The organism is Frondihabitans sucicola (genome assembly GCF_030296615.1).
Classification (GTDB): Bacteria; Actinomycetota; Actinomycetes; order Actinomycetales; family Microbacteriaceae; genus Frondihabitans; species Frondihabitans sucicola.
In genome coordinates, this window is record NZ_AP027732.1 from 3,541,343 (window position 1) to 3,561,445 (window position 20,103).

General features: G+C 69.6%; 19 protein-coding genes. 6 read left to right on the top strand and 13 right to left on the bottom strand.

Going from position 1 to position 20,103, the window contains the following annotated elements:
• Nucleotides 1-19: 19 nt before the first annotated feature.
• Together rfbD and QUE79_RS18225 are read left to right on the top strand one after the other, a co-directional pair.
• Nucleotides 20-907 carry a dTDP-4-dehydrorhamnose reductase gene (gene rfbD / locus QUE79_RS18220; RefSeq protein ID WP_286344305.1) on the top strand — a complete coding sequence of 296 codons (888 nt, stop codon included), beginning with the start codon at nucleotides 20-22 and terminating at the stop codon, nucleotides 905-907.
• On the top strand, nucleotides 882-2,021 hold the full coding sequence (locus QUE79_RS18225; RefSeq protein WP_286344306.1) for a glycosyltransferase family 4 protein: 1,140 nt from the start codon (nucleotides 882-884) through the stop codon (nucleotides 2,019-2,021). The genes rfbD and QUE79_RS18225 overlap by 26 nt, the downstream gene beginning before the upstream one ends.
• 15 nt (nucleotides 2,022-2,036) lie before the next feature.
• On the opposite strand, the gene QUE79_RS18230 is transcribed toward QUE79_RS18225, so the two are convergent.
• The 8 genes from QUE79_RS18230 to QUE79_RS18265 are packed head-to-tail and all read right to left on the bottom strand — an operon-like array spanning nucleotide 2,037 to nucleotide 9,542.
• Nucleotides 2,037-3,380, bottom strand: a complete 1,344-nt coding sequence (locus QUE79_RS18230; RefSeq protein ID WP_286344307.1) for an LCP family protein — start codon at nucleotides 3,378-3,380, stop codon at nucleotides 2,037-2,039.
• Nucleotides 3,377-3,913 carry a 5-(carboxyamino)imidazole ribonucleotide mutase gene (gene purE, locus QUE79_RS18235; protein ID WP_434011067.1) on the bottom strand — a complete coding sequence of 179 codons (537 nt, stop codon included), beginning with the start codon at nucleotides 3,911-3,913 and terminating at the stop codon, nucleotides 3,377-3,379. The genes QUE79_RS18230 and purE overlap by 4 nt, the downstream gene beginning before the upstream one ends.
• Nucleotides 3,914-3,932: 19 nt before the next feature.
• Nucleotides 3,933-5,069: a 5-(carboxyamino)imidazole ribonucleotide synthase gene (locus QUE79_RS18240; protein WP_434011016.1), complete on the bottom strand. Its 1,137-nt coding sequence runs from the start codon at nucleotides 5,067-5,069 to the stop codon at nucleotides 3,933-3,935.
• A 42-nt stretch (nucleotides 5,070-5,111) separates the two neighbouring features.
• Entirely contained in the window at nucleotides 5,112-6,422 is a 1,311-nt protein-coding gene (locus QUE79_RS18245; RefSeq protein WP_286344309.1) for a UDP-glucose dehydrogenase family protein, read from the bottom strand.
• Between the two features lie 53 nt (nucleotides 6,423-6,475).
• Nucleotides 6,476-7,042 (bottom strand): PH domain-containing protein, encoded by a 567-nt coding sequence (locus QUE79_RS18250; protein WP_286344310.1) that lies wholly within the window; start codon nucleotides 7,040-7,042, stop codon nucleotides 6,476-6,478.
• Between the two features lie 3 nt (nucleotides 7,043-7,045).
• Complete coding sequence (locus tag QUE79_RS18255) at nucleotides 7,046-7,858, bottom strand: biotin--[acetyl-CoA-carboxylase] ligase (RefSeq protein WP_286344311.1); 813 nt, start codon at nucleotides 7,856-7,858, stop codon at nucleotides 7,046-7,048.
• Complete coding sequence (locus QUE79_RS18260; protein WP_286344312.1) at nucleotides 7,855-8,646, bottom strand: hypothetical protein; 792 nt, start codon at nucleotides 8,644-8,646, stop codon at nucleotides 7,855-7,857. Before QUE79_RS18260 ends, QUE79_RS18255 begins: the two co-directional genes overlap by 4 nt.
• Nucleotides 8,647-8,669: 23 nt before the next feature.
• The gene (locus QUE79_RS18265; protein WP_286344313.1) at nucleotides 8,670-9,542 is read right to left on the bottom strand and encodes a hypothetical protein; all 873 of its coding nucleotides are present in this window, start codon (nucleotides 9,540-9,542) and stop codon (nucleotides 8,670-8,672) included.
• Nucleotides 9,543-9,682: 140 nt separating this feature from the next.
• Between QUE79_RS18265 and QUE79_RS18270 the strand changes: the two genes are divergently transcribed.
• Nucleotides 9,683-11,281 carry an acyl-CoA carboxylase subunit beta gene (locus tag QUE79_RS18270; RefSeq protein WP_286344314.1) on the top strand — a complete coding sequence of 533 codons (1,599 nt, stop codon included), beginning with the start codon at nucleotides 9,683-9,685 and terminating at the stop codon, nucleotides 11,279-11,281.
• Between the two features lie 52 nt (nucleotides 11,282-11,333).
• Complete coding sequence (locus QUE79_RS18275) at nucleotides 11,334-11,528, top strand: acyl-CoA carboxylase subunit epsilon (RefSeq protein ID WP_286344315.1); 195 nt, start codon at nucleotides 11,334-11,336, stop codon at nucleotides 11,526-11,528.
• A 476-nt stretch (nucleotides 11,529-12,004) separates the two neighbouring features.
• Here the strand turns inward: QUE79_RS18275 and QUE79_RS18280 are convergent, their stop codons facing one another.
• The 4 genes from QUE79_RS18280 to QUE79_RS18295 all read right to left on the bottom strand — a co-directional run bounded on the left by QUE79_RS18280 (nucleotide 12,005) and on the right by QUE79_RS18295 (nucleotide 16,419).
• Complete coding sequence (locus QUE79_RS18280) at nucleotides 12,005-13,102, bottom strand: DUF8320 family protein (RefSeq protein WP_286344316.1); 1,098 nt, start codon at nucleotides 13,100-13,102, stop codon at nucleotides 12,005-12,007.
• Entirely contained in the window at nucleotides 13,099-14,364 is a 1,266-nt protein-coding gene (locus tag QUE79_RS18285; protein ID WP_286344317.1) for a sensor histidine kinase, read from the bottom strand. Before QUE79_RS18285 ends, QUE79_RS18280 begins: the two co-directional genes overlap by 4 nt.
• On the bottom strand, nucleotides 14,354-15,007 hold the full coding sequence (locus tag QUE79_RS18290; RefSeq protein WP_121371674.1) for a response regulator transcription factor: 654 nt from the start codon (nucleotides 15,005-15,007) through the stop codon (nucleotides 14,354-14,356). The genes QUE79_RS18285 and QUE79_RS18290 overlap by 11 nt, the downstream gene beginning before the upstream one ends.
• A gap of 170 nt (nucleotides 15,008-15,177) precedes the next feature.
• Nucleotides 15,178-16,419 (bottom strand): class I SAM-dependent RNA methyltransferase, encoded by a 1,242-nt coding sequence (locus QUE79_RS18295; protein WP_286344318.1) that lies wholly within the window; start codon nucleotides 16,417-16,419, stop codon nucleotides 15,178-15,180.
• A 95-nt stretch (nucleotides 16,420-16,514) separates the two neighbouring features.
• On the opposite strand from QUE79_RS18295, the gene QUE79_RS18300 reads away from it, so the two are divergent.
• Both QUE79_RS18300 and QUE79_RS18305 read left to right on the top strand, forming a co-directional pair.
• Nucleotides 16,515-17,186, top strand: a complete 672-nt coding sequence (locus QUE79_RS18300) for a Maf family protein (protein WP_286344319.1) — start codon at nucleotides 16,515-16,517, stop codon at nucleotides 17,184-17,186.
• 101 nt (nucleotides 17,187-17,287) lie between these two features.
• Nucleotides 17,288-19,048, top strand: a complete 1,761-nt coding sequence (locus QUE79_RS18305) for an acetyl/propionyl/methylcrotonyl-CoA carboxylase subunit alpha (protein ID WP_286344320.1) — start codon at nucleotides 17,288-17,290, stop codon at nucleotides 19,046-19,048.
• A 394-nt stretch (nucleotides 19,049-19,442) separates the two neighbouring features.
• Here the strand turns inward: QUE79_RS18305 and QUE79_RS25830 are convergent, their stop codons facing one another.
• Nucleotides 19,443-20,057 carry a type IV toxin-antitoxin system AbiEi family antitoxin domain-containing protein gene (locus QUE79_RS25830; RefSeq protein WP_350271583.1) on the bottom strand — a complete coding sequence of 205 codons (615 nt, stop codon included), beginning with the start codon at nucleotides 20,055-20,057 and terminating at the stop codon, nucleotides 19,443-19,445.
• Nucleotides 20,058-20,103 lie beyond the last annotated feature (46 nt).

The following is a 20,103-nucleotide window of genomic DNA, read 5'->3' on the forward strand; positions in this document are numbered from 1 at the left end:
AAGAGCGCGCGGCGCTGGTATGAGCGCAGCGCAGGGGCAGCGCTACCTCGTCACCGGAGCCCGCGGAATGCTCGGCTCCGACCTCGTCGAAGCGCTCTTCGGGCGAGATGTGACTCTGCTCGGGCGAGCCGACCTGGACGTCACCGACCGCGGCGCCGTGCTGGCCGCTGTCGAGGGCCATGACGTCGTCATCAATGCCGCGGCCTACACGAGGGTCGACGACGCCGAGACGCACGAAGACGAGGCCCTCGCCGTCAACGGCGCCGCGGTCGGTCTCCTGGCCGAGGCGACGGCGGCGCAGGGCGCCAAGCTCGTCACGGTCTCGACCGACTACGTGTTCGACGGCACCGCGACCCTGCCGTACGGCGAAGAGACGCCCCTCGACCCCCTGAACGCCTACGGCCGGACCAAGGCGGCCGGAGAACGCCTCGCTCTCGCGGCGAACCCCGACGGCACCTACGTCGTCCGGACCGCGTGGCTCTACGGGCGGCACGGTCCGAATTTCGCCTCGACCATGCTCCGGCTCGCCGCGACCAACGACACCGTCACCGTCGTCGACGATCAGATCGGCCAACCCACGTGGACCTCCGACCTGGCAGCACAGATCGTCGCACTCGTCGACGCAGACGCCCCGGCCGGCGTGTACCACGGCACGAATTCGGGTCGAGCGACATGGTTCGATTTCGCTCAGGCGGTGTTCAAGGTGGCGGGGCTCGATCCTGATAGGGTCAAGCCGACCGACAGCTCCCAGTTCGTCAGGCCGGCGCCTCGACCGAGCTTCAGTGTTCTCGGTCACGACGCGTGGCAGCGAGCGGGTCTCGATGCCATGCGCCCTTGGCACGAAGCGCTGACCGAGGCCGCCGGCACAGGAGTATTCGATCATGATGACGCTGCGAGTAGTCGTTGACCAGATCCTCGCGCCCGTTCCGGGCGGGGTAGGACGCTATACCGAAGAGCTGACCCGTCAGATCATCGCCTGCGCTCCGCGCGGTTGCGATGTCGAGGGGATCGTCGCTGCGCATCCGCAGGAGGACTACGACCGGCTCGAAGACAAGCTGCCCGGGCTCGCGAGCCTGTACCGGTCGGTGCTGGGGCGACGCGAGCTGTCGCTCGCCTGGCAGGCGGGCCTGCTCGGTCTGCCCGGCAGGGGCATGGTCCACGGCACGAGCCTCATGACGCCGCTCTACAAGCACGACCGGTCGCTCGATCCCGCGACCCAGACCGCTGTCACCATTCACGACACGGTGCCGTGGACCCACCCCGAGACCCTGACTGCGCAGGGCGTGCGCTGGCACAAGGCCATGACCAAGCGGGCCTTCAAGTTCGCCGACGCCGTGGTGGTCCCGACCCACACCGTCGCGTCCGAACTCTCCGAGCGCTTCGACTTCGGCGACCGTCTCCGAGTGATCGGCGGCGCGGTGAGCCCCGACGTCACGCTTCCCGACGACGCCGACGCCATCGCCGACACCCTGGCGCTGCCCGAGAAGTACGCGCTGAGCGTCGGAACCCTCGAGCCGCGCAAGGGCCTCGAACCGTTGATCGAGGCCATGGCGCACCCTGACGCGCCCGACATCCCCCTCCTCATCGTGGGGTCCGAGGGCTGGGGCGACGTCCGCATCGAGGAGGTCGTCGCGCGCATGGGCCTCGCCACCGACCGCGTGCGCGTGCTGGGGCACGTTCCCGACTCGACCCTGGCCGTCCTGCTCCAGCGCGCGGCCGTCTTTGTCTTCCCGTCGCTCGCCGAAGGCTTCGGGCTGCCGATCGTCGAGGCGCTGAGCTTCGGCACGCCGGTCGTCCACTCCGACGCTCCCGCGTTGATCGAGGTCGCCGCGGGTGCCGGCGTGGTCGTGGCCCGCGACGACCGCGCGGGCTATCCCGAGCGCCTCGCGCAGGCGATGTACCAGGTCGTCAACGACGTCGAGCTCTCGACCCGTCTCGGCGTCGCCGGTCTCGACCGCGCTCGCGCGTTCAGCTGGCGCGACTCCGCCGAGAAGGTCTGGCAACTGCACGCCGACCTGTAGTCGGCTGGCGCGACCCTAGCCCGTCGGCGCCGACGCAGTGGCTTTCTTCACCGCAGCGCGGATGGCAGCGAAGTCGGGGTGCACATTGTCGTAGGTCGGCGGCACGATCTCGAGGTCGGTGATCGGCTGCGACCGGGCCTTGAGCGCGAGCGACACGAACTCCGACAGGGTGCCCTGCGGGATGTCGGTCTTCACGACCTGGGTTCCGGCGCTGGCGACCGCCTGGAACTTCGACAGCACCTTCGCGGGCGTGAACTGTTTCAGCACCGCCTGCTCGACGGTGCGCTGCCGCGCCATTCGGTGGTAGTCGTCGGTGCCGTGTCGGGCCCGGGCGAACCAGAGCGCGTGGTAGCCGTCCAGATGCTGCACGCCGGGCTCGATCCAGCCGTCGACGTTGATCGGCTGGCCCGCTGCGTCGATGCCGCCGTTGATCGGGATCCGGTAGGGCACGTCGACGGTGATGCCGCCGAGGGCGTTGATGAGGTCGACGAAGCCGCCCATGTCGATCAGCGCGTAGTACTGGATCTTCAGGCCGGTGATGCCCTCGATCGCGTCGCGCTCCGCTTCGATGCCCGAATTCGATCCCTCTTTGGCAGCGTTCGGATAGAGCTCGGGATGCTCCTCGCCGTACGTGTAGAGGAAGCTCACCAGGCAGTCGTCGCCGCAGGTGTACCCGTCGGGGTACGGACCGTAGAGCGGCGACCCCTTGCGGAACGGAGCGTTGTAGAGGTTGCGCGGGATCCCGATGATGGTCGTCTTGCCGGTCGCCGCGTCGATCGACGCCACCGACATGCTGTCCGGGCGCAATCCCGTGCGGTCGGCGCCGGCGTCGCCACCGAGAAGCAGGACGTTGTACCGGCCGTCGACGGGCGCTGCGACGTCTTTCTTGGAGGAGAAGAGGGTGTCGAGGAGACCGTGCTGCACGCCGGAGAGATACGACCCGTAGGCAGCGGTTCCGGCCGTGCCCACGAGGACGACCACGGCCAGCGCGGCGACGAGCCCGCGGCCCAGGGGCGCGAGGCTGACGAACCGGACCAGCCGGAGGGTGTCGATGGTCAGGACGACCCAGAGCACCGCGTAGTAGGTGAGGAAGACTTGGACGATCGTAAGGGCGATCGTGTTCGTGGCGATGTCGAAGAGCAGCGAGTGCGCGACGATGACCGAGACGAGCGAGACGACGATCAGGGCCCAGAAGACCAGGGTCGATGCGAGCCCCCAGCGGCCGAGGCGCCGGTTGCCCGCGAGGGCCTGCGCGGATCCCGGGATCAGGACATTGAGGACGACGAGCCACCAGGCCCGCCGCGTCATCACGGCGAGTGACCGGGTGTCCGGGTTCCGGACGGGTGTGGCTGCAGTCACAGGGCTCGTTTCAGGGCGACGTTCTTCTCCTCGACGAGTTCGGCCAGGCTCTGGGCGTACTCGGCCAGGCGCGACGAGATCGCAGGATCGGAGGCGCCCAGAATGCGCGCGGCCAACAGCCCCGCGTTCGCGGCACCGCCGATCGAGACCGTGGCGACCGGGATCCCCGCCGGCATCTGGACGATCGAGAGCAGCGAGTCGAGGCCGTCGAGTTTCACGAGGGCGACGGGCACCCCGATGACGGGAAGAGTGGTCACGGAGGCGAGCATGCCGGGGAGGTGAGCCGCACCGCCCGCACCGGCGATGATGACGCGGATGCCGCGCCCGGCGGCCTCGCGCCCGAAGGCGATCATCTTGTCGGGGGTGCGGTGTGCCGAGACGACCTCGACCTCGAAGGGGATGCCGAACTCGGTCAGGATGTCGGACGCCGACTTCATCGTCGCCCAGTCGGAGTCGGAGCCCATCACGAGGGCGACCCGCGGAGAAGCCTCCGAAGCGGCAGCGGGCACGACGTCTTGTTCGTTTTCTGGCAGCACGCAGTCAGGGTAGCTTCTAGCCGGCGAAGAACTCGGCAGCGGCGCGCGCCCGGAACACGACCTCGTCGAGGTCGTCTCCGCCGGCCGTCACGTGACCGACCTTGCGGCCGGGACGGGGATCCTTGCCGTAGTCGTGGATCTTGACGCTCGGCTGATCGGCCATCGCGGCCGGCAGACGGTCGGCGATGGTTCCGGTGACCGGGCCGCCGAGCACGTTGACCATGACGCTCCACTCGTCGTGGAGACCCGTGTCGCCGAGCGGCAGGTCGAGGACGGCCCGGAGGTGCTGCTCGAACTGGCTTGTCGTCGACCCGTCGATCGACCAGTGGCCGGTGTTGTGCGGGCGCATCGCGAGCTCGTTGATCAGGACGCGGTCGTCGGTCGTCTCGAAGAGCTCGACGGCCAGCACGCCGGTGACGCCCAGCTCGGAGGCGACCGTTCGAGCGATCTGCTCGGCCATGTCGGCGATCCTGCCGGCCGATCCCGGAGCGGGAGCGATCACCTCGGCGCAGACGCCGTCTCGTTGGATCGACTCGACGACGGGCCAGGCCACGATCTCTCCGCTCGGGCGCCTCGCGACCGACTGTGCGAGTTCGCGGCGGAACTCGACGAGCTCTTCGGCCAGGAGCGCGCCGCCGGTGTTGCCCTCCGAGAGGCCGGCGAACCAATCGGCGACCTGACCAGAAGACGTCACGACGCGGACACCCTTGCCGTCGTAACCGCCGCGGGCCGTCTTGACGACGACACGGCCCCCGTGGTCGGCGAGGAAGGCATCGAGGTCGGCGGCCGTCTCGAGGCGCGCCCAGTCGGGCACCGGCAGACCGAGCTCGGTCAGTCGTTCGCGCATCACGAGTTTGTCTTGGGCCACGAACAGCGCGCTGGGCGACGGCTGGACCGAGACGCCGGCGTCGACGAGAGCCTGCAGCACGTCTTGCGGCACGTGCTCGTGGTCGAAGGTGATGACGTCGACGTCGCGAGCGAACGCGAGCACCGTCGCGGCGTCGTGGTAGTCGCCCACCTCGGTGGCGGCGAGTCGCGCCGAGGATCCTTCGTTCTCGGCCAGCACGCGGATCTCGAGGCCGAGCCCGACCGCGGGCGGAACCATCATCCGGGCGAGCTGCCCACCACCGATCACACCGACCGTGAGTGCCATGAGCCTGTCTTTCGTCGTGGTGCTGTTGGTGTCGCCTGGACGCTACGGGCGGCCCAGGCCGCGGACCTCGAAGCCCGCGGCCCGCCAGGCGACGGCGTCGAGGCAGTTGCGGCCGTCGACGACGCGTTTGTGGGCGACGAGGGTCGCGACGGCCGCGGGGTCGAGCTCACGGAACTCTTTCCATTCCGTGAGTACGAGGACGGCGTCGGCGCCGCGAACGGCGTCTTCGGCGGTCTCGGAGGTCGTGAGGGTGGGAAGGCTGCGCGTAGCCGTCTCGTTCGCCTCGGGGTCGAAGGCCGTGACGGTGGCACCGGCCTCGACGAGCTTCGTGACGACGTCGAGAGCCGGTGAGTCGCGGACGTCGTCGGAGTTCGGCTTGAAGGCCAGGCCGAGCACGCCGATCGTGGCACCGTCGAGGTCGCCGACCAATTCGCGGGTCAGCGTGACGACGCGCTCACGCCGGCGGAGGTTGATCGCGTCGACCTCGCCCAGAAACGACAGGGTGTCGTGCAGGCCGAGCTCGTCGCCGCGCGCGCGGAAGGCGCGGATGTCTTTCGGCAGGCAGCCGCCGCCGAAGCCGAGGCCGGCGTTGAGGAACTTGCGGCCGATGCGGGCGTCGTGACCGATCGCGTCGGCGAGCTGTGTGACGTCGGCGCCGGTCGCTTCGGCGACCTCGGCCATGGCGTTGATGAACGAGATCTTGGTGGCGAGGAACGCGTTGGCCGAGACCTTGACGAGCTCTGCGGTGGCGTAGTCCGTGACGATGCGCGGCGTCCCCGTGGCCAGCGCGGTGGCGTACACCTCGTCGAGCACGGCCGTGGCAGCGGCGCCGGCGTCGCCGGAGGGCACGCCGTAGACGAAGCGATCGGGCGAGACGGTGTCTTGGACGGCGAAGCCCTCGCGCAGGAACTCGGGGTTCCAGGCGAGCGTGGCGCCGGATTTTGCGCCCTCGACGAGGCCGGCGAGGCGAGCCGCGGTTCCGACGGGGACCGTCGACTTGCCGACCACGAGGTCGCCCTCGCTCAGGAACGGGAGGAGGCCGTCGATGGCGGCGTCGACGTAGGTGAGGTCGGCGTTGAAGCTGCCTTTGGTCTGCGGCGTGCCGACGGCGACGAAGTGCACGGTGGCCTCGGCGGCGGCGCTCATGTCGGTCGTGAAGCGGAGCCGACCGGTCTCGAGGGCCTTGGTCAGCACCTCGGGAAGGCCGGGCTCGAAGAACGGCGCCCGCCCGGCTCCGAGCTCGTCGACCTTGTGCTGGTCGACGTCGATGCCGACGACGTCGTGGCCCAGTTCAGCCATGCAAGCCGCGTGAACGGCGCCGAGGTACCCACATCCGATGACAGAGATTCGCACGAGACGACCCTAACGGAAGATGGCTCGCGCCTCCCTGAGCCCCGCCTCGGACCTCAGTTGCCGTTCCAGAGCGTCGATCCCTCGGAAGGCGCCGACTGCTCCTGCTGTCGCATGCGTGCGACGGCACTGATGTTCTCCTCCATGAGGTCGTGCAGGGTCGACTGCACCAGGTCGGCGCTCGGGACGTCCCAGAGCACGACCGGCCGGTCGAGGCCGGTGTTGATCAACACGTCGCCCGATCCGAAGAGCGACTGGGCCCCGTTCTTCCGGACGGTCAGGTCATAGCCGCGCGTGTGCATCAACTCTTGGCGGGTGCGGACGAAGAGCCCGCGTCGAATGATGATGCGCCGCGTGGTGATCGTGTAGTGGCGCCCGAGCCAGGCGAGCAGCGGGAAGACCCAGAGCAGGATCACGAGGACGAGGGCCGCGACCAGCACCGCCTGGTTCTGCCAGGCCTCCGGCAGACGCCCGTTGAAGAATCCGGCGAGGCCGAAGATGACGATCAGCGCGAGCGACGGCCAGAAGAGCACGCGCGCGTGCGGGCGCAGCCGAGCGATCACCTCTTCGGATACCGGCTCGGGAGCCTCGTACGGAGCCCCGCCGCGATCAACGGTCGACATGCGTCATTCATACCTCAGGTGCGTCACGTCTCCGGCAGCGACAGCGAACTCGGTGTCAACGTCATCCTGCAGGACGAGGAGTCGGCCGGCCTCGTCGAGGCCGGTCGCCGTGCCGTAGCGGTTCTCGCCGTCCGGAAGCTCGACCCGCACGCGGCGACCGACGGTGTCGCACACGGCGACGACCGTGTCGCGGATGCCGGACGTGTCTCCTCCCGACGCCGCGAGGCGCTCGACGAGCGCGCGCAGGTTTTTGAGGTACGCCGTGAACACGCGGTCGCCGATCTCGGCCGCCGTGCCGGTCGCGCCTTCGAGCGTCAGAGACGTCGACGTCGGCGTCGGCAGGTTCTCGGCGGCGATGGTCAGGTTGATGCCCGAGCCCATGACGACCGCGTCGGGGACGCCGTCGACGGTGACGAGGTCGGCGAGGAGCCCGGAGACCTTCTGCCCGCCGATCTGCACGTCGTTCGGCCACTTGAGCGTGACCTCGCGATCGGGCAGGAGATCGTCGATCGCCGCGCGGAGGGCGCCACCGGCGATCAGGGGATACCAGCCCCAGGCCTCGACGGGCAGGAGCGCTCCGGATGCGGTCCGCGTGCGGAGCAGCACGCTGGCCGCGAGCATCTCGCCGACCGGTGCCGACCAGGCGCGGTCGAGCCGTCCGCGCCCTGCCGTCTGGCCGAGGGACGCGATGACGGCGAAGTCGCCCTTCTGGGCGGCTTCCGCCACCAGGTCGGCGTTCGTCGAACCGGTGCTCTCGCGGTAGTCGAAGTCGCTCGACTCGGCCGATGCGAGCGGGAACAGGTCGCCGCCGCTCACCAGCCGAACCCTCGGAACGCCGCCTGCACGGCGGCGGACGCGTCGACCTTCTCGGTGAGGACGTCGGCTGCCGGCAGACCGCGGAAGTCGTAGATGTCGTAGCTGCCGCAGTCGACGATGTCGCGCGGGGCTCCCAGGTTCGTCAAGTCGTCTCCCCAATAGTCGGTGTGGCCGGCCGCGTCTCCCGCCGTCGCCACGACCACGTAACTTACCCGGGCGTTCCTGTAGGAGGCCAGGTTCACCAGCCACGGATAGACGCTGAAGTCGAAGTTGACCTGCAGCAGGTCGACGCTGCCGCCGCCGTAGGCCTGGAGCCCACGTCCGGTCCAGAACTGGGCGACACCCGTGACGTGCTTGCCCCGGGACCAGTCGGTGAGACAGGTCGCGGCGGAGTAGCCCGGGCCGGCGGCCTCGCGAGCCACCGCGACTCCCGCTGGGACGGTGACGCCCACGACGACGAGGGTGCCCAGGGCGATCAGCGACGCGACGATCCTGCGCCCCCGCGCCTTCGGGAGCGCCCGAACCGGGGCGACGGCCACCCCGACGACCAGCACCAGGACCGGGGAGAACAGCAGCGGCAGGGCATACCGTGTCGAGATGCTCCCGGTGACCAGCAGCGCAAGGGGCAGCAGGATCACCGTGAAGCCGCCGAAGAGCGCCACGAGCGCCACCGGACCCGTACCTCGCCTCCCGACCGCGAGGACGCCCGCGACCAGCGACCCGAGCAGCAGCACCGCGGCCACGACCGCCTCGACCAGCCCGCCCGGCGTCGCGACGAGGGCACGCACCGTGTCGGCCCCGAAACGCAGGCTCAGGTCTTCCTCCCCCAGCGGAAGTACTCGTTCTTGTCGGCGATGATGAAGCGCTGCAGCGGGTGCCGCGCGAGATAGCCCACCGCCGAACCGGCCAGCAGCGCCAGCGCGGTGGCGGACGGCCGCCACCAGGGGTCACGGATCCGGGCGCGCCAGCGCACGAACGACAGCACGGCGAGCGCCGCGACCAGCGGCGCCGTCACCCAGAGGACGAAGAGCGGGTTGGACAGGGTCGACACGGCTGCGATGAGCCCGATGCCGAGGGCGGGCAGCAGGATCCTGCGCCCTCGTCCGTCGAGCGGGCCGGCCAGGTGCGCGACGAGTCCCACCGTCGCGACCAGCGCCATCACCGTGCCCGAGTAGTAGGTCGTGGTCAGGTAGAGCGAGGCGATCTCGCCGGTGTTCCCGCCCGGACGGCTCTCGAGGAGGCTCAGTGCCACGACGACGAACACGCCCAGGACGGCGGCAGCGACCGGCCGGATCACGACGAGGGCGGGATCCTGCTCCGGTCGCGTCCGGATCACGCGGCCCGCGGCGTACCGCAGCAGGGCGTAGAGCAGGACGACGTTGAGCACGCCGTTGAGGAGGAGTGCTGCCGCGACGGTGCCGGTGACGGCCGCCGAGGCGGCGTACAGCGGCAGCTCGGGAAAAGCGAACAGGACCGGCGACATGCCCCATTCGAAGGGCTCGCCTCGCTCGATCGATCGCAGCATCAGCGGCAGCAGCACCGAGTCTCCGTCGTCGAGGAGCAGGCTGCGCTTGGCCCCGGCCAGGCCGTGCGCGAGGGCGACGACGGAGGACGAAGCGGCGAGCAGGACCCCGAGAACCTCCCACCCCAGGCGGGTTCGGCGGGCGGCGCGGCGGGTGGACACGCCACGACGCTACCGGTGCCGGACGCCGGCCACCTTCGTCGTGCGCAACTCGCCGCTCATTTTCTCGTTCGGCGGTCATTTGCGCACGACGAGCGACGAAGCGCCGGGGGCCTCCTGGCGCGGTTAGTAGAGTGGTCGGCGTGACTGAAGAGCCCACCCAGCCCGTACCCGCGACCACCGCGAGCAAGCTTGCCGACCTGAAGCAGCGCTACCACGAAGCAGTGGACGCGCCAGAAGCCGTCGCCCTCGAGAAGCAGCACGCCCGAGGCAAGAAGACCGCCCGCGAGCGGATCGAGCAACTGCTCGATGCAGGGTCGTTCGTCGAGATCGACGAGTACGTCCGCCACCGCACCACGGCGTTCGGGATGGACGCCAAGCGCCCCTACGGCGATTCCGTCGTCACGGGTACAGGAACGATCGGTGGCCGGCAGGTCGCCGTCTACTCGCAAGACTTCACGACCTTCGGCGGCTCCCTGGGCGAGGTGGCCGGCGAGAAGATCGTCAAGATCATGGAGCTGGCGCTGCGCACCGGCGTGCCGATCATCGGCATGCTCGACTCCGGCGGGGCACGCATCCAGGAGGGCGTCGTGGCCCTCGGCAAGTACGGCGAGATCTTCCGGCTCAACACCAAATCGTCGGGCGTCATCCCGCAGATCTCGATCATCATGGGCCCGGCCGCGGGCGGGGCCGTGTACTCGCCCGCTCTCACCGACTTCGTCATCATGGTCGACAAGACCAGTCAGATGTTCGTCACCGGCCCCGACGTGATCAAGACGGTGACCGGCGAAGACGTCGGTTTCGAAGAACTCGGCGGAGCGCTCACCCACAACAAGATCTCCGGTGTCTCGCACTACCTGGCCGCCGACGAAGACGACGCACTCGACTACGTCGCGACGCTCCTCGGGTTCATCCCCGACAACAACCTGACCGATCCGCCCGTCTACGACGTCGCGCCCGAGATGGAGACCACCGACGCCGACCGGCAGCTGAACACGCTCATCCCCGACTCGCCCAACCAGCCGTACGACATGCTCACGGTGATCGAGCACATCGTCGACGACGGCGACTTCCTCGAGGTGCAGCCCCTGTTCTCCCCCAACATCGTGATCGGCCTCGGTCGCATCGAAGGCCGCTCGGTCGGCATCATCGCGAACCAGCCGAACGTGATGGCGGGCACTCTCAACATCGACGCCGGTGAGAAGGCGGCACGGTTCGTGCGCTTCTGCGACGCGTTCTCGATCCCGATCCTCACCCTCGTCGACACCCCCGGCTTCCTTCCCGGCACCGACCAGGAGTGGACGGGCATCATCCGCCGCGGCGCCAAGCTCCTCTACGCGTACGCCGAGGCGACCGTGCCGCTCGTCACGGTCATCGCGCGCAAGGCGTACGGCGGGGCCTACATCGTCATGGGGTCGAAGCAGCTCGGTGCCGACATCAACCTCGCCTGGCCCACCGCCGAGATCGCGGTCATGGGCGGGCAAGGAGCCGTCAACATCCTCTACCGCTCCGAGATCAAGCGCGCCACCGATGCCGGCGAAGACGTCCACGCGGTGCGCACCAAGCTCGCCAACGACTACACGTACAACGTCGCATCGCCGTTCCTCGCGGCCGAGCGCGGTGAGCTCGACGGCATCGTCGAACCGGCCGCCACCCGCGTCGCAGTCATCAAAGCGCTCCGGGCGCTCCGCACGAAGCGGGCGTCGCTGCCGTCCAAGAAGCACGGGAACATCCCGCTGTGAGCGGGCGACACGCCCTCCCCCTCAGAGCGACGGGGACACGCCGACGATCAGGGTGCTCTCGGGCAACCCGACTCCGGCCGAGGTCGCGGCGGTCACAGCCGTCCTGGCCTCGCTGGAGGCCGAGCGAGCAGCCGAGGCGGCCGCTCAGAAGGCTCCGCAGGTGATCTCTGCCTGGGAGGAGAGCCGCCGCGGCTTGCGCGGCGCCATCACGGTCGGACCCGGCCAGTGGAGCCGACACGCGGGCTGAACCGCTCTCACCGGAGACGCGGTGTCGTGACCGCGGACGGTTACGGCGCTGTCCTGCGGCCGCGCTGAGGCGAGCCACGCCGAGGCCGGACAGAACCGCGCGACAGGGACCTCGCTGGCACCTCTAGAAGGGCCGGGATTGCAGAAGGGCCGGACACCCAGTCCGGCCCTTCGCAAAATCCCCGAGTCGGGGCGACAACCCGAATGTCGCCCCGACTCGCCCCCGAACGATGATGGGCCCGCTTACCCTAGTTGACCCTCGTTCGGTGGTGTAACTCTGAGAGAGACACCTAGCACTAGTAATAATGCTGCCCTGGGAGGCCCGCCAAAAGTCGTCATTTAGGGGGACAACGGGGTGCAAAAACAGTCGGTCACGAGCCCCCGATGCCCCCCGTTGTGGGGATCCCCCGGCGTTTCGTATGCGTCACGACACTCGAATGGGGGACATTCCAGGTCGAAATGCACCTCGGCGGCAGGTCAGGCGTCGACGTGCTCGGACGCGACCTTCGAGCGCGGGATCTGCAGCCAGAGGCTGACCTCGTCTTCTCCGTCGTCTTCGTCCTCGTCGTCGAAGTCGTCGTCGGCCGCGGTGCTGGAGCCGAGGGCGCTCGACTCGAGGTCTTCGGAACTGAGCCCGACGACGGTGACCGCGTACTCGGATCCTGCGGAGACCGTCCGGATGATCAGCCGGTCGGCCGCTGCATCACGGATGGCATCGGCCAACTCGCGGTGGACGCGCTCGAGTTCGACGTCGTCGAGATCGTCGATGCCGCCTTCGTCGAGCAGGCTGACGATCGTGCCTCGCCGGCGCGCCGCCATGACCTCTCGGCGGACGTCGTCGCTGAGGAGCCGGCGGCCACGGATCTCGTCGCGGATGGCGCCCTCGAGGTTCAGGCACTCCTGACGTTCTTCGGGCGAGAGATCGCCGCCGGTCGCCACGATTCGCTGCAGCATCGGCCGCGCGGTGCGCCCCGTCTGCAGCAGGCGGAACTGCCGCTCGTTCACGTGCGCCTCTTGGGCGGCCTGCCAGTCGGCGGCCTCCTGCTCGGCTCGGATGAACTCGCGGGTATCGCGACTGGCCCGGGCCAGAGTCGCCTGGAGGGCGTGCGAGATACCCACCCAGCTCACGCTGCCGACGACGCCGAGACTCGCCAGTTCGGCGAAGTTTCCGCTCCAGATGACGGAGTGGACCACCAGGAACCCGACGCCGAACCAGGCGAAGCCGTGGCGACGCCGGGTCGAGACGATGACCATGAGCGTGCCGACGGCGGCCACGTACCAGGTCGCGTATCCGTTGCCGCCCGTGCGATGCGGGTCGAGCTGCGACGCGACGACCAGCGGCAGGATGACGGCCACCGCCAGGGCGACGCAGGCCATCCAGACCGGCAGGGTGAGGTTGCGGGACTTCGTCGGGTACAGGACCAGGGCCGTGGCGATCGCGTACAGCACCATCGTGACGACGACCGGCCCCGCGTGAGTCGGCATGTCGAGCGAGACGGCGGCCAGCAGCAGGTGGTAGAGCGAGAAGAGGGCGGCGAGCCCGATGGGGAGCCAGCGGGGCAGCTTGACGTTCATTCTTCGTCCTCCACGACGTGCGTCCGAACGGCCTGCGGGCGTGGGACGGCGCGGGGCCAGGTGAGTCGGATGACGGTGCCCGATCCGGTTTTCGTGTGGATCGAGGCTTCGCCGCCGGCGTTGGCCAGCCGCTCGGTGATCGACACGCGCACGCCGAGCCGTTCGCCGGGCACGGCGGCCGGGTTGAACCCGGAGCCGGTGTCGCCGACCTCCACGGTGACCATCTCTCGCGCCCAGTTGACGCTCACCCAGCGCGAGACGTCGTCCCCGCCGGCGTGCTGAACGCTGTTGACGATGGCCTGGACGGCCGCGGAGTAGAGCGCCTCGGCCGCATTCGCCGGGATCACGTGGTCGTCGAGCCCCTTGGCGCGCACCTCGACGTCGGCGCCGAGGTTGGCCACGAGCACCTGAATGCGCTCGCGCATCGAGGTGAGGCTCGTCGACGACTCGTCGAACGGGGTCACGCTCGCAGCCGTCGTGAGGTGCGACATCGCGTTGCGCGCCATCGTCGTGGCCAGTGCTCGCTCGTCGGGCGAGAAGGCTCGAGACGCCGAGATGAAGGTCGTCAGGACGCTGTCGTGCACGATCGCGTCGACCTGGACCCGCTCGAGTTCGGTGGCGTGCTCACGAATGGCGCTGGAATAGCGGGCCACGGCCATGTTCTGCGCCGTGTCGACCGACATGGAGGCCTGCCGGAGGAGCGTGATGAGGATCAGGACGGCCCCGCCCAGGATGATCGAGTACGACGCGTCGAGCGCGGCTCGGAGCGGCTCGACCCCGCCGCCGGAGGGCGTGATCCGGATCAGCCCGTAGATGACGGGAGCGAGGAAGAGGTAGCCGGTCGCGACCCAGAGGGAGAAGGCGACGGCAGCCGCCGAGGTGGCGACGGTGACGAGGTACCAGAGCCACGGCACCTGGGGTTGCACGTGGGTCGGATCTTGAACGGCCAACGGCCAGGTGATCAGTGCGACCAGGAAGGAGATGGCGACGAAGGCCGCCGCGGTCTCGACACCGCGCATGACGGTACTGGCGAGGCCGATGGCGATGAAGCCGCCGAAGATGGCGATGGAGATGATCCAGCCCCAGGCGACCTGCATGCTCGGCTGCTGAGCGATGACGAACGGAACGGCCTGGAGGCCGAAGACCACACCGAGGGCGGCCAGAGCGCGCGCGAAGATCTTGTCGAGCAGCGGCCCGCTGATCGGATTGCGTGTCTGCCTCGGTCGGAAGGTTGGAACGGACGAGGCTCCGTCAGCGGCCATCGCCGCCGTCCGCGTCGAGGCCCGGGAGGATGCCGTCTTCGACGGCCCGGCGGAGCAGGTCGACCTTGGTGGGAGCCGGGCGACCGACCTCGACGTACTTCACGCGGATGCGGTCGAGGTATTCGCGGGCGGTCGAGTACCCGATGCCGAGCTGCTGCGCGGCGAGCTTGAGCGGAAGGCCCGAAGCGTAGAGGTGCAGGATCTCGCGCTCGCGCCGCCCCAGCTGAGCCTTGGCGAAGTCGCGGTCGGCGTCGATCGCGCTGGCCCACTCGAGGTTGTTGAGGACGTCGCCGCGGGCGACCGTCGCGACGGCGGCCATGACGGTCTTGGTCGCGGACGACTTGGGGATGACCCCGGCGGCGCCGGCGGCGAGCGCCTCGCGCACGCTGGCGACTCGGTCGGCGATGCTGTGGACGAGGACCGCCGAACCGGTGGCCTGGACGCGCTTCACGTTCTCGGTCACGGTCGAACCGTCGCCGAGCGACAGGTCGAGGACCACGACGTCGACCTCGCGGCCGGCCAGATTGTCGACGAACTCCTGAACGCCGGCGGCGGTGAGGATGACGTCGAAGCCCTCGTTCTGGCACGCGGCCTGAATGCCGAGCCGGACGGACTCGTGGTCGTCGACGATGGCGACGCGCACGGAGCGGGTGCTGCCGGGCGCGGCACTCGCGGGCTCGGTGCTCGGGTTCGCCGGGTTGGCACCGCTGGCTTCGGTCGTGGATTCTGGCACGATCATCCTTCGTTCGATGGGCGCGTCGGGGCCCTGATCCCCGGGCGTCACAGCCCAAATCTTACTGGGCCGGGAGGCGCCTAACGGCTCAGGCGCACCACTGTTTCAAGATGGTGCGTATTGGGGAACAGATCGAAGGCCCGGAGGTCTTGGAGCTGGTACCCACGCTCCGCGAAGAGCGCGATGTCGCGAGCCAGAGCGACGGGGTCGCAGGCGACGTAGACGATCTGGGCCGGCTCGATGGACGCTATCCGTTCGACGACCTCCCTGCCAGCCCCCGAGCGGGGAGGGTCGAGGACGACGGTCGCGTCGCGGAGGCGCTGCCGCTCGCCCGGTGACGAGGTCGTGGCGAGCTCGGTGATCCAGCGCTCGACCCGACCGGTGACCGCCGCGGCGCCGATCCACTCGGCGAGGTTCTCGGCGGCGTGGTCCGTGGCGCGGGTGTCGCTCTCGACGCTGGTGATACGCGTGGCCTGGCCGAAGCGGTCGCCGACGGCGGCGGCGAGCAGCCCGACTCCGCCGTACAGGTCGAGGTTCATCGCCCGAGGATCGAACCGCTCGGGGTCGATGAGGTCTTGCACCGCTGCGGTCAGGGTGCCGGCGGCAAGGCGGTGCACCTGCCAGAACCCGCCGTCGTCGAGGCGGAACTCGCGGTCGCCTACTCGTTCGACCACGGTCGTCCTGGCCTGGCTCCCCACGATGAGGCGAGCGCCGCCGTCGCTCGGCGCCAGCACGTCGATCTGCTCCTCGCCCGCGAAGAGCTGCTCGAGCGGGGCCGCGGCCTCGACGGCCTCCGTCGCCAGCGGCAGGTCGTCGACGGCGACGACGGTGTGCGAACGAGCCGCATACGGCCCGGGTCGGCCGGCCTCGTCGACGTGCAGCCGGATCCTGGTGCGCCATCGCGTACCGGAGAGGTCGTCGTCGCCGTCGAGCGCCTCGACGGTGATGCCCTTCGTCGTCTCCTCGTCGACCTTCCCCATGCGCGTGAGAGCGTCGACGAGCACCTGGCGCTTCAGCTCGCGCTGGTGAGAGAGCTCGATGTGCCCGAACTCGGCTCCGCCGGCGCGCCGAGCAGGATCACGATCGATCGACGCCGCCGACCACACGTGGGCCTGCCGATGCTCCGACGGCTCCAGGACGGAGACGGTGTCGGCTCGCCAGAACGACTTCTTACGATCGTCGGTGATGCGCGCAACGACCTTCTCGCCGGGGATCGCGTCGGTCACGAAGACGACACGACCGTCGAGTCGCGCGACGGAGATGCCGCCGTGCGCGATGGAGGTGACGTCGAGTTCGACGTCGTGGCCCTGCATGTCACCCATGGCTCCAGTGTGACGCATGGACACGGCGGAGCGGCCCGCCGGAGCATCCGCAGGCACGCTGGGATCACCCGCGACTCTTCTGCCAGGCTGGGCCCATGACCGTGCGCCTCTACCTCGCCAGCACCAGCCCGGCCCGCCTCTCGCTGCTCCGCGCGGCCGGCGTCGAGCCGATCCTGATCTCCCCCGGCGTCGACGAGGACGAGGCGGTGGCGCAAGAGGCGTTGATCCTCGGGCGCCCCCTCTCGGCCACCGAGACTGTGGCCCTTCTCGCCCGCGCCAAGGCGGAGGCCGTGATCGGGAGCCTGGTCGACGGCGAACCGATCGACGGCTTCGTGCTGGGAGGAGACTCGGCCTTCGAGATCGAGGGGGAGGTGCTGGGCAAACCCCACGACCCCGTCGTGGCCACCCAGCGGTGGCGGCAGATGGCCAGGGTCGGGTCGGGGGTGCTGTTCTCGGGGCATCACCTGATCGATCACCGAGGAGGACGACCGCACGCGGGCCACTCGGCCACGGCCTCGGCCGAGCTGACCTTCGCCGACGACCTGAGCGACTCCGAGATCGCCCACTACGTGGCTTCCGGCGAACCCCTGGAGGTCGCGGGGGCCTTCACGATCGACGGTCTCGCCGGCGCGTTCATCACCAACATCGTCGGAACCCCGAGCGCGGTGGTCGGCTTGTCGGTCCCGGTGCTCCGGCGCCTCTTCTCCGAGCATTTCGGTATCGAGTGGAATCAGCTCTGGAACTCCCCTGCTGCACGGGGTTTGTAGTGTCATACGACCCTCCCTTGTAGAGCACCTCTCGCGGTGCGGGAGGGTTTTGTGCGGGGCAGCCAAAGGGCAGTGAGGTCGGGCCCGTAGGCTTGGTTCTCATGCCGCGTATTACCAAGGTGCTCATCGCCAACCGTGGAGAGATCGCCGTCCGGGTCATCCGCGCCGCGCGAGACAGCTCCATCGCCTCCGTCGCGGTCTACGCCGACCAAGACCGAGATGCCCTCCACGCCCGCCTCGCCGACGAGGCCTACTCGCTCGACGGAACCACCAGCGCAGACACCTATCTGGTGATCGACAAGATCTTGTCGGTGGCCCGCCGCTCGGGAGCCGACGCCGTGCACCCCGGCTACGGCTTCCTCGCCGAGAACGCCGAGTTCGCCCGCGCGGTCATCGACGCCGGCCTGATCTGGATCGGCCCGTCACCGGACGCCATCGAGCAGCTGGGCGACAAGGTCTCGGCCCGCCACATCGCCGAGCGCGTCGGGGCCCCGCTCGCCCCGGGAACCCTGAACCCCGTCTCGGGCGCCGACGAGGTGCTCGAGTTCGTCGACCAGTTCGGTCTTCCCGTCGCCATCAAGGCGGCCTTCGGAGGCGGCGGCCGCGGCCTGAAGGTGGCCAGAACGCGCGAGGAGATCCCCGAGCTGTTCGACTCCGCGACCCGAGAGGCGATCGCCGCCTTCGGTCGCGGCGAGTGCTTCGTCGAGAAGTACCTCGACAAGCCGCGTCACGTCGAGACCCAGTGCCTCGCCGACGAGCACGGCAACGTCGTCGTCATCTCGACCCGCGACTGCTCTCTGCAGCGCCGCCACCAGAAGCTCGTCGAAGAGGCACCTGCCCCTTTCCTGACCGAGCCGCAGGAGACCGCGCTCTACGCCGCGTCGAAGGCGATCCTCCGCGAGGTCGGCTACGTCGGCGCCGGCACCTGCGAGTTCTTGATCGGCCAGGACGGCACCGTCTCGTTCCTCGAGGTCAACACGCGCCTCCAGGTGGAGCACACGGTCTCCGAAGAGGTCACCGGCATCGACCTGGTCCGCGAGCAGTTCCGTCTCGCCGAGGGCGGCGTGCTCGACTACGACGACCCGATCGCCGAAGGCCACTCGTTCGAGTTCCGGATCAACGGCGAAGACGCCGGCCGCAACTTCTTCCCGGCGCCCGGCCCGATCCACGTCTTCAAGGCCCCGGGCGGGCCCGGCGTGCGCATCGACAGCGGAGTGCAGGCCGGCGACGAGATCTCCGGATCGTTCGACTCGCTCCTCGCCAAGCTCGTCGTGACCGGTGCCACGCGCGAAGACGCGCTCGAGCGCGCCCGTCGCGCCCTCGACGAGTTCGAGATCGCGGGCCTGCCCACGGTTCTGCCCTTCCATCGCGCCATCGTCGTCGACCCGGCCTTCGCGCCGGCCGACGGCAAGCCGTTCTCGATCTACACCCGCTGGATCGAGACCGAGTTCGACAACACCATCGAGCCCTGGAGCGGCGAGGCCGAGGCACCCCGCGTAGCTCCCGAGCGCAGCACGGTCGTCGTCGAAGTCGACGGCAAACGCATCGAGGTCACCCTCCCCGCCACGCTGGGCTCGCGCGCCGTCGCCCCGGCCGCCCCGCAACGCCGCCGCTCGTCGGGCAGCCGAGCGGGCGCCGGTGCCACGGGCAACTCCGTGACAGCGCCCATGCAGGCGACGGTCGTCAAGCTGGCCGTCGAAGAGGGGCAGAAGGTCGTCAAGGGCGACCTGGTGCTCGTGCTCGAGGCCATGAAGATGGAGCAGCCCGTGTCGGCCCACCGCGACGGCACCGTCTCGGGGATCGACGCCACCGTCGGCTCGACCGTCTCGTCGGGGCACGTCCTGCTCTCCATCGGCGACTGACCCTCGGTCACGTTCTGCGTCGCGCGACGCGCGTCCGGTGCCCTGCGCAGCTCCGCCGGGCCACCGGGCAGCCGGGCCGCCGGCCCGCCGGGCACCTCGCGGAAGTGGTGTCGCATGTCGGTCGCTGACAGAGGACGCCCTGTCACCACAGGAGCCTTTCACCCCAGGACTCCCAGCACCACACTCTCGACCCACTCCCACCGGTCGTGAACCTGTAACGCGGTGAATCGGAGCGGGACGTAGCCCCGCAGTCGAGCCTCGGCATCTCGCCGGCGGTCGTCTGCGACCTTCTGCGGTGTCGAGGGGAACCGATAGCCGCCGACCTCGATGAGCACCCGTGTTCCGTCGACGCGGAAATCGACGAGACCAATACCGTCGATCTTCGGCTGCTGCGTCAGGAGCAGCCCCGTCGATTCGATTCGCTGGCGGAAGATCGACTCGACGCCGGACGCTGACCCTGCCCGCGTACGACGGACGAGCGAGCCCTCTCGCGGCAGATGTTCGGTGCGGGCGAGGAGCTCTCCCTGTCGATCACCTTGGCGGTGAGCGCCGTGTCGACGACCGCGATCGCCGTCTCCTCGTCGCTCCAGCGAAGCGTCTGCAGGAGGCAACGATCGAGCGCGACGCGCCAACACCACGCCGAATCGCGCGGATCGTCGGTCGAGTGCACGCGAGGACCGAGTTCACCGATTACCGCCCCACGGGCCGGTGCGGGCCGGCCCGCCGTGGAGGAGTTCTTCGGCGCGCACACCGTCAGCCGTTCGTCCCACCCGCCCCAGAGGCCGAAGCTCTCCGCCGCACTGACGCCCGCCAGTCGTGCGCCGAGCCGAACGGCGACCATTCCGCTGCCGGAAGCGCCCGGCAGCGCGTAGACACCCCTCCGCAACCTCAGAATCCGACCGTCGCAGACCAGCCGCCGGAGCGACCGCGACGTCGCACCCTCTGCGCAGAGTTGCGGGTACGTCGCGAATCCCCCGCCCGTCTGAAATGCCGCCTGCAGTGGTCCCATGCCTCGAGGATGGCGGGGCCGGCGGCGACACCGGGGCGACGAAAGC

Coding starts and splice junctions, on each gene's coding strand:
- rfbD (WP_286344305.1), top strand. CDS start 20: ATGAGCGCAGCGCAGGGGCAGCGCTACCTCGTCACCGGAGCCCGCGGA.
- QUE79_RS18225 (WP_286344306.1), top strand. CDS start 882: ATGATGACGCTGCGAGTAGTCGTTGACCAGATCCTCGCGCCCGTTCCG.
- QUE79_RS18240 (WP_434011016.1), bottom strand. CDS start 5,069: ATGGCACTCACGGTCGGTGTGATCGGTGGTGGGCAGCTCGCCCGGATG.
- QUE79_RS18250 (WP_286344310.1), bottom strand. CDS start 7,042: ATGTCGACCGTTGATCGCGGCGGGGCTCCGTACGAGGCTCCCGAGCCG.
- QUE79_RS18280 (WP_286344316.1), bottom strand. CDS start 13,102: ATGAACGTCAAGCTGCCCCGCTGGCTCCCCATCGGGCTCGCCGCCCTC.
- QUE79_RS18285 (WP_286344317.1), bottom strand. CDS start 14,364: ATGGCCGCTGACGGAGCCTCGTCCGTTCCAACCTTCCGACCGAGGCAG.
- QUE79_RS18295 (WP_286344318.1), bottom strand. CDS start 16,419: ATGGGTGACATGCAGGGCCACGACGTCGAACTCGACGTCACCTCCATC.
- QUE79_RS18300 (WP_286344319.1), top strand. CDS start 16,515: ATGACCGTGCGCCTCTACCTCGCCAGCACCAGCCCGGCCCGCCTCTCG.
- QUE79_RS18305 (WP_286344320.1), top strand. CDS start 17,288: ATGCCGCGTATTACCAAGGTGCTCATCGCCAACCGTGGAGAGATCGCC.
- QUE79_RS25830 (WP_350271583.1), bottom strand. CDS start 20,057: ATGGGACCACTGCAGGCGGCATTTCAGACGGGCGGGGGATTCGCGACG.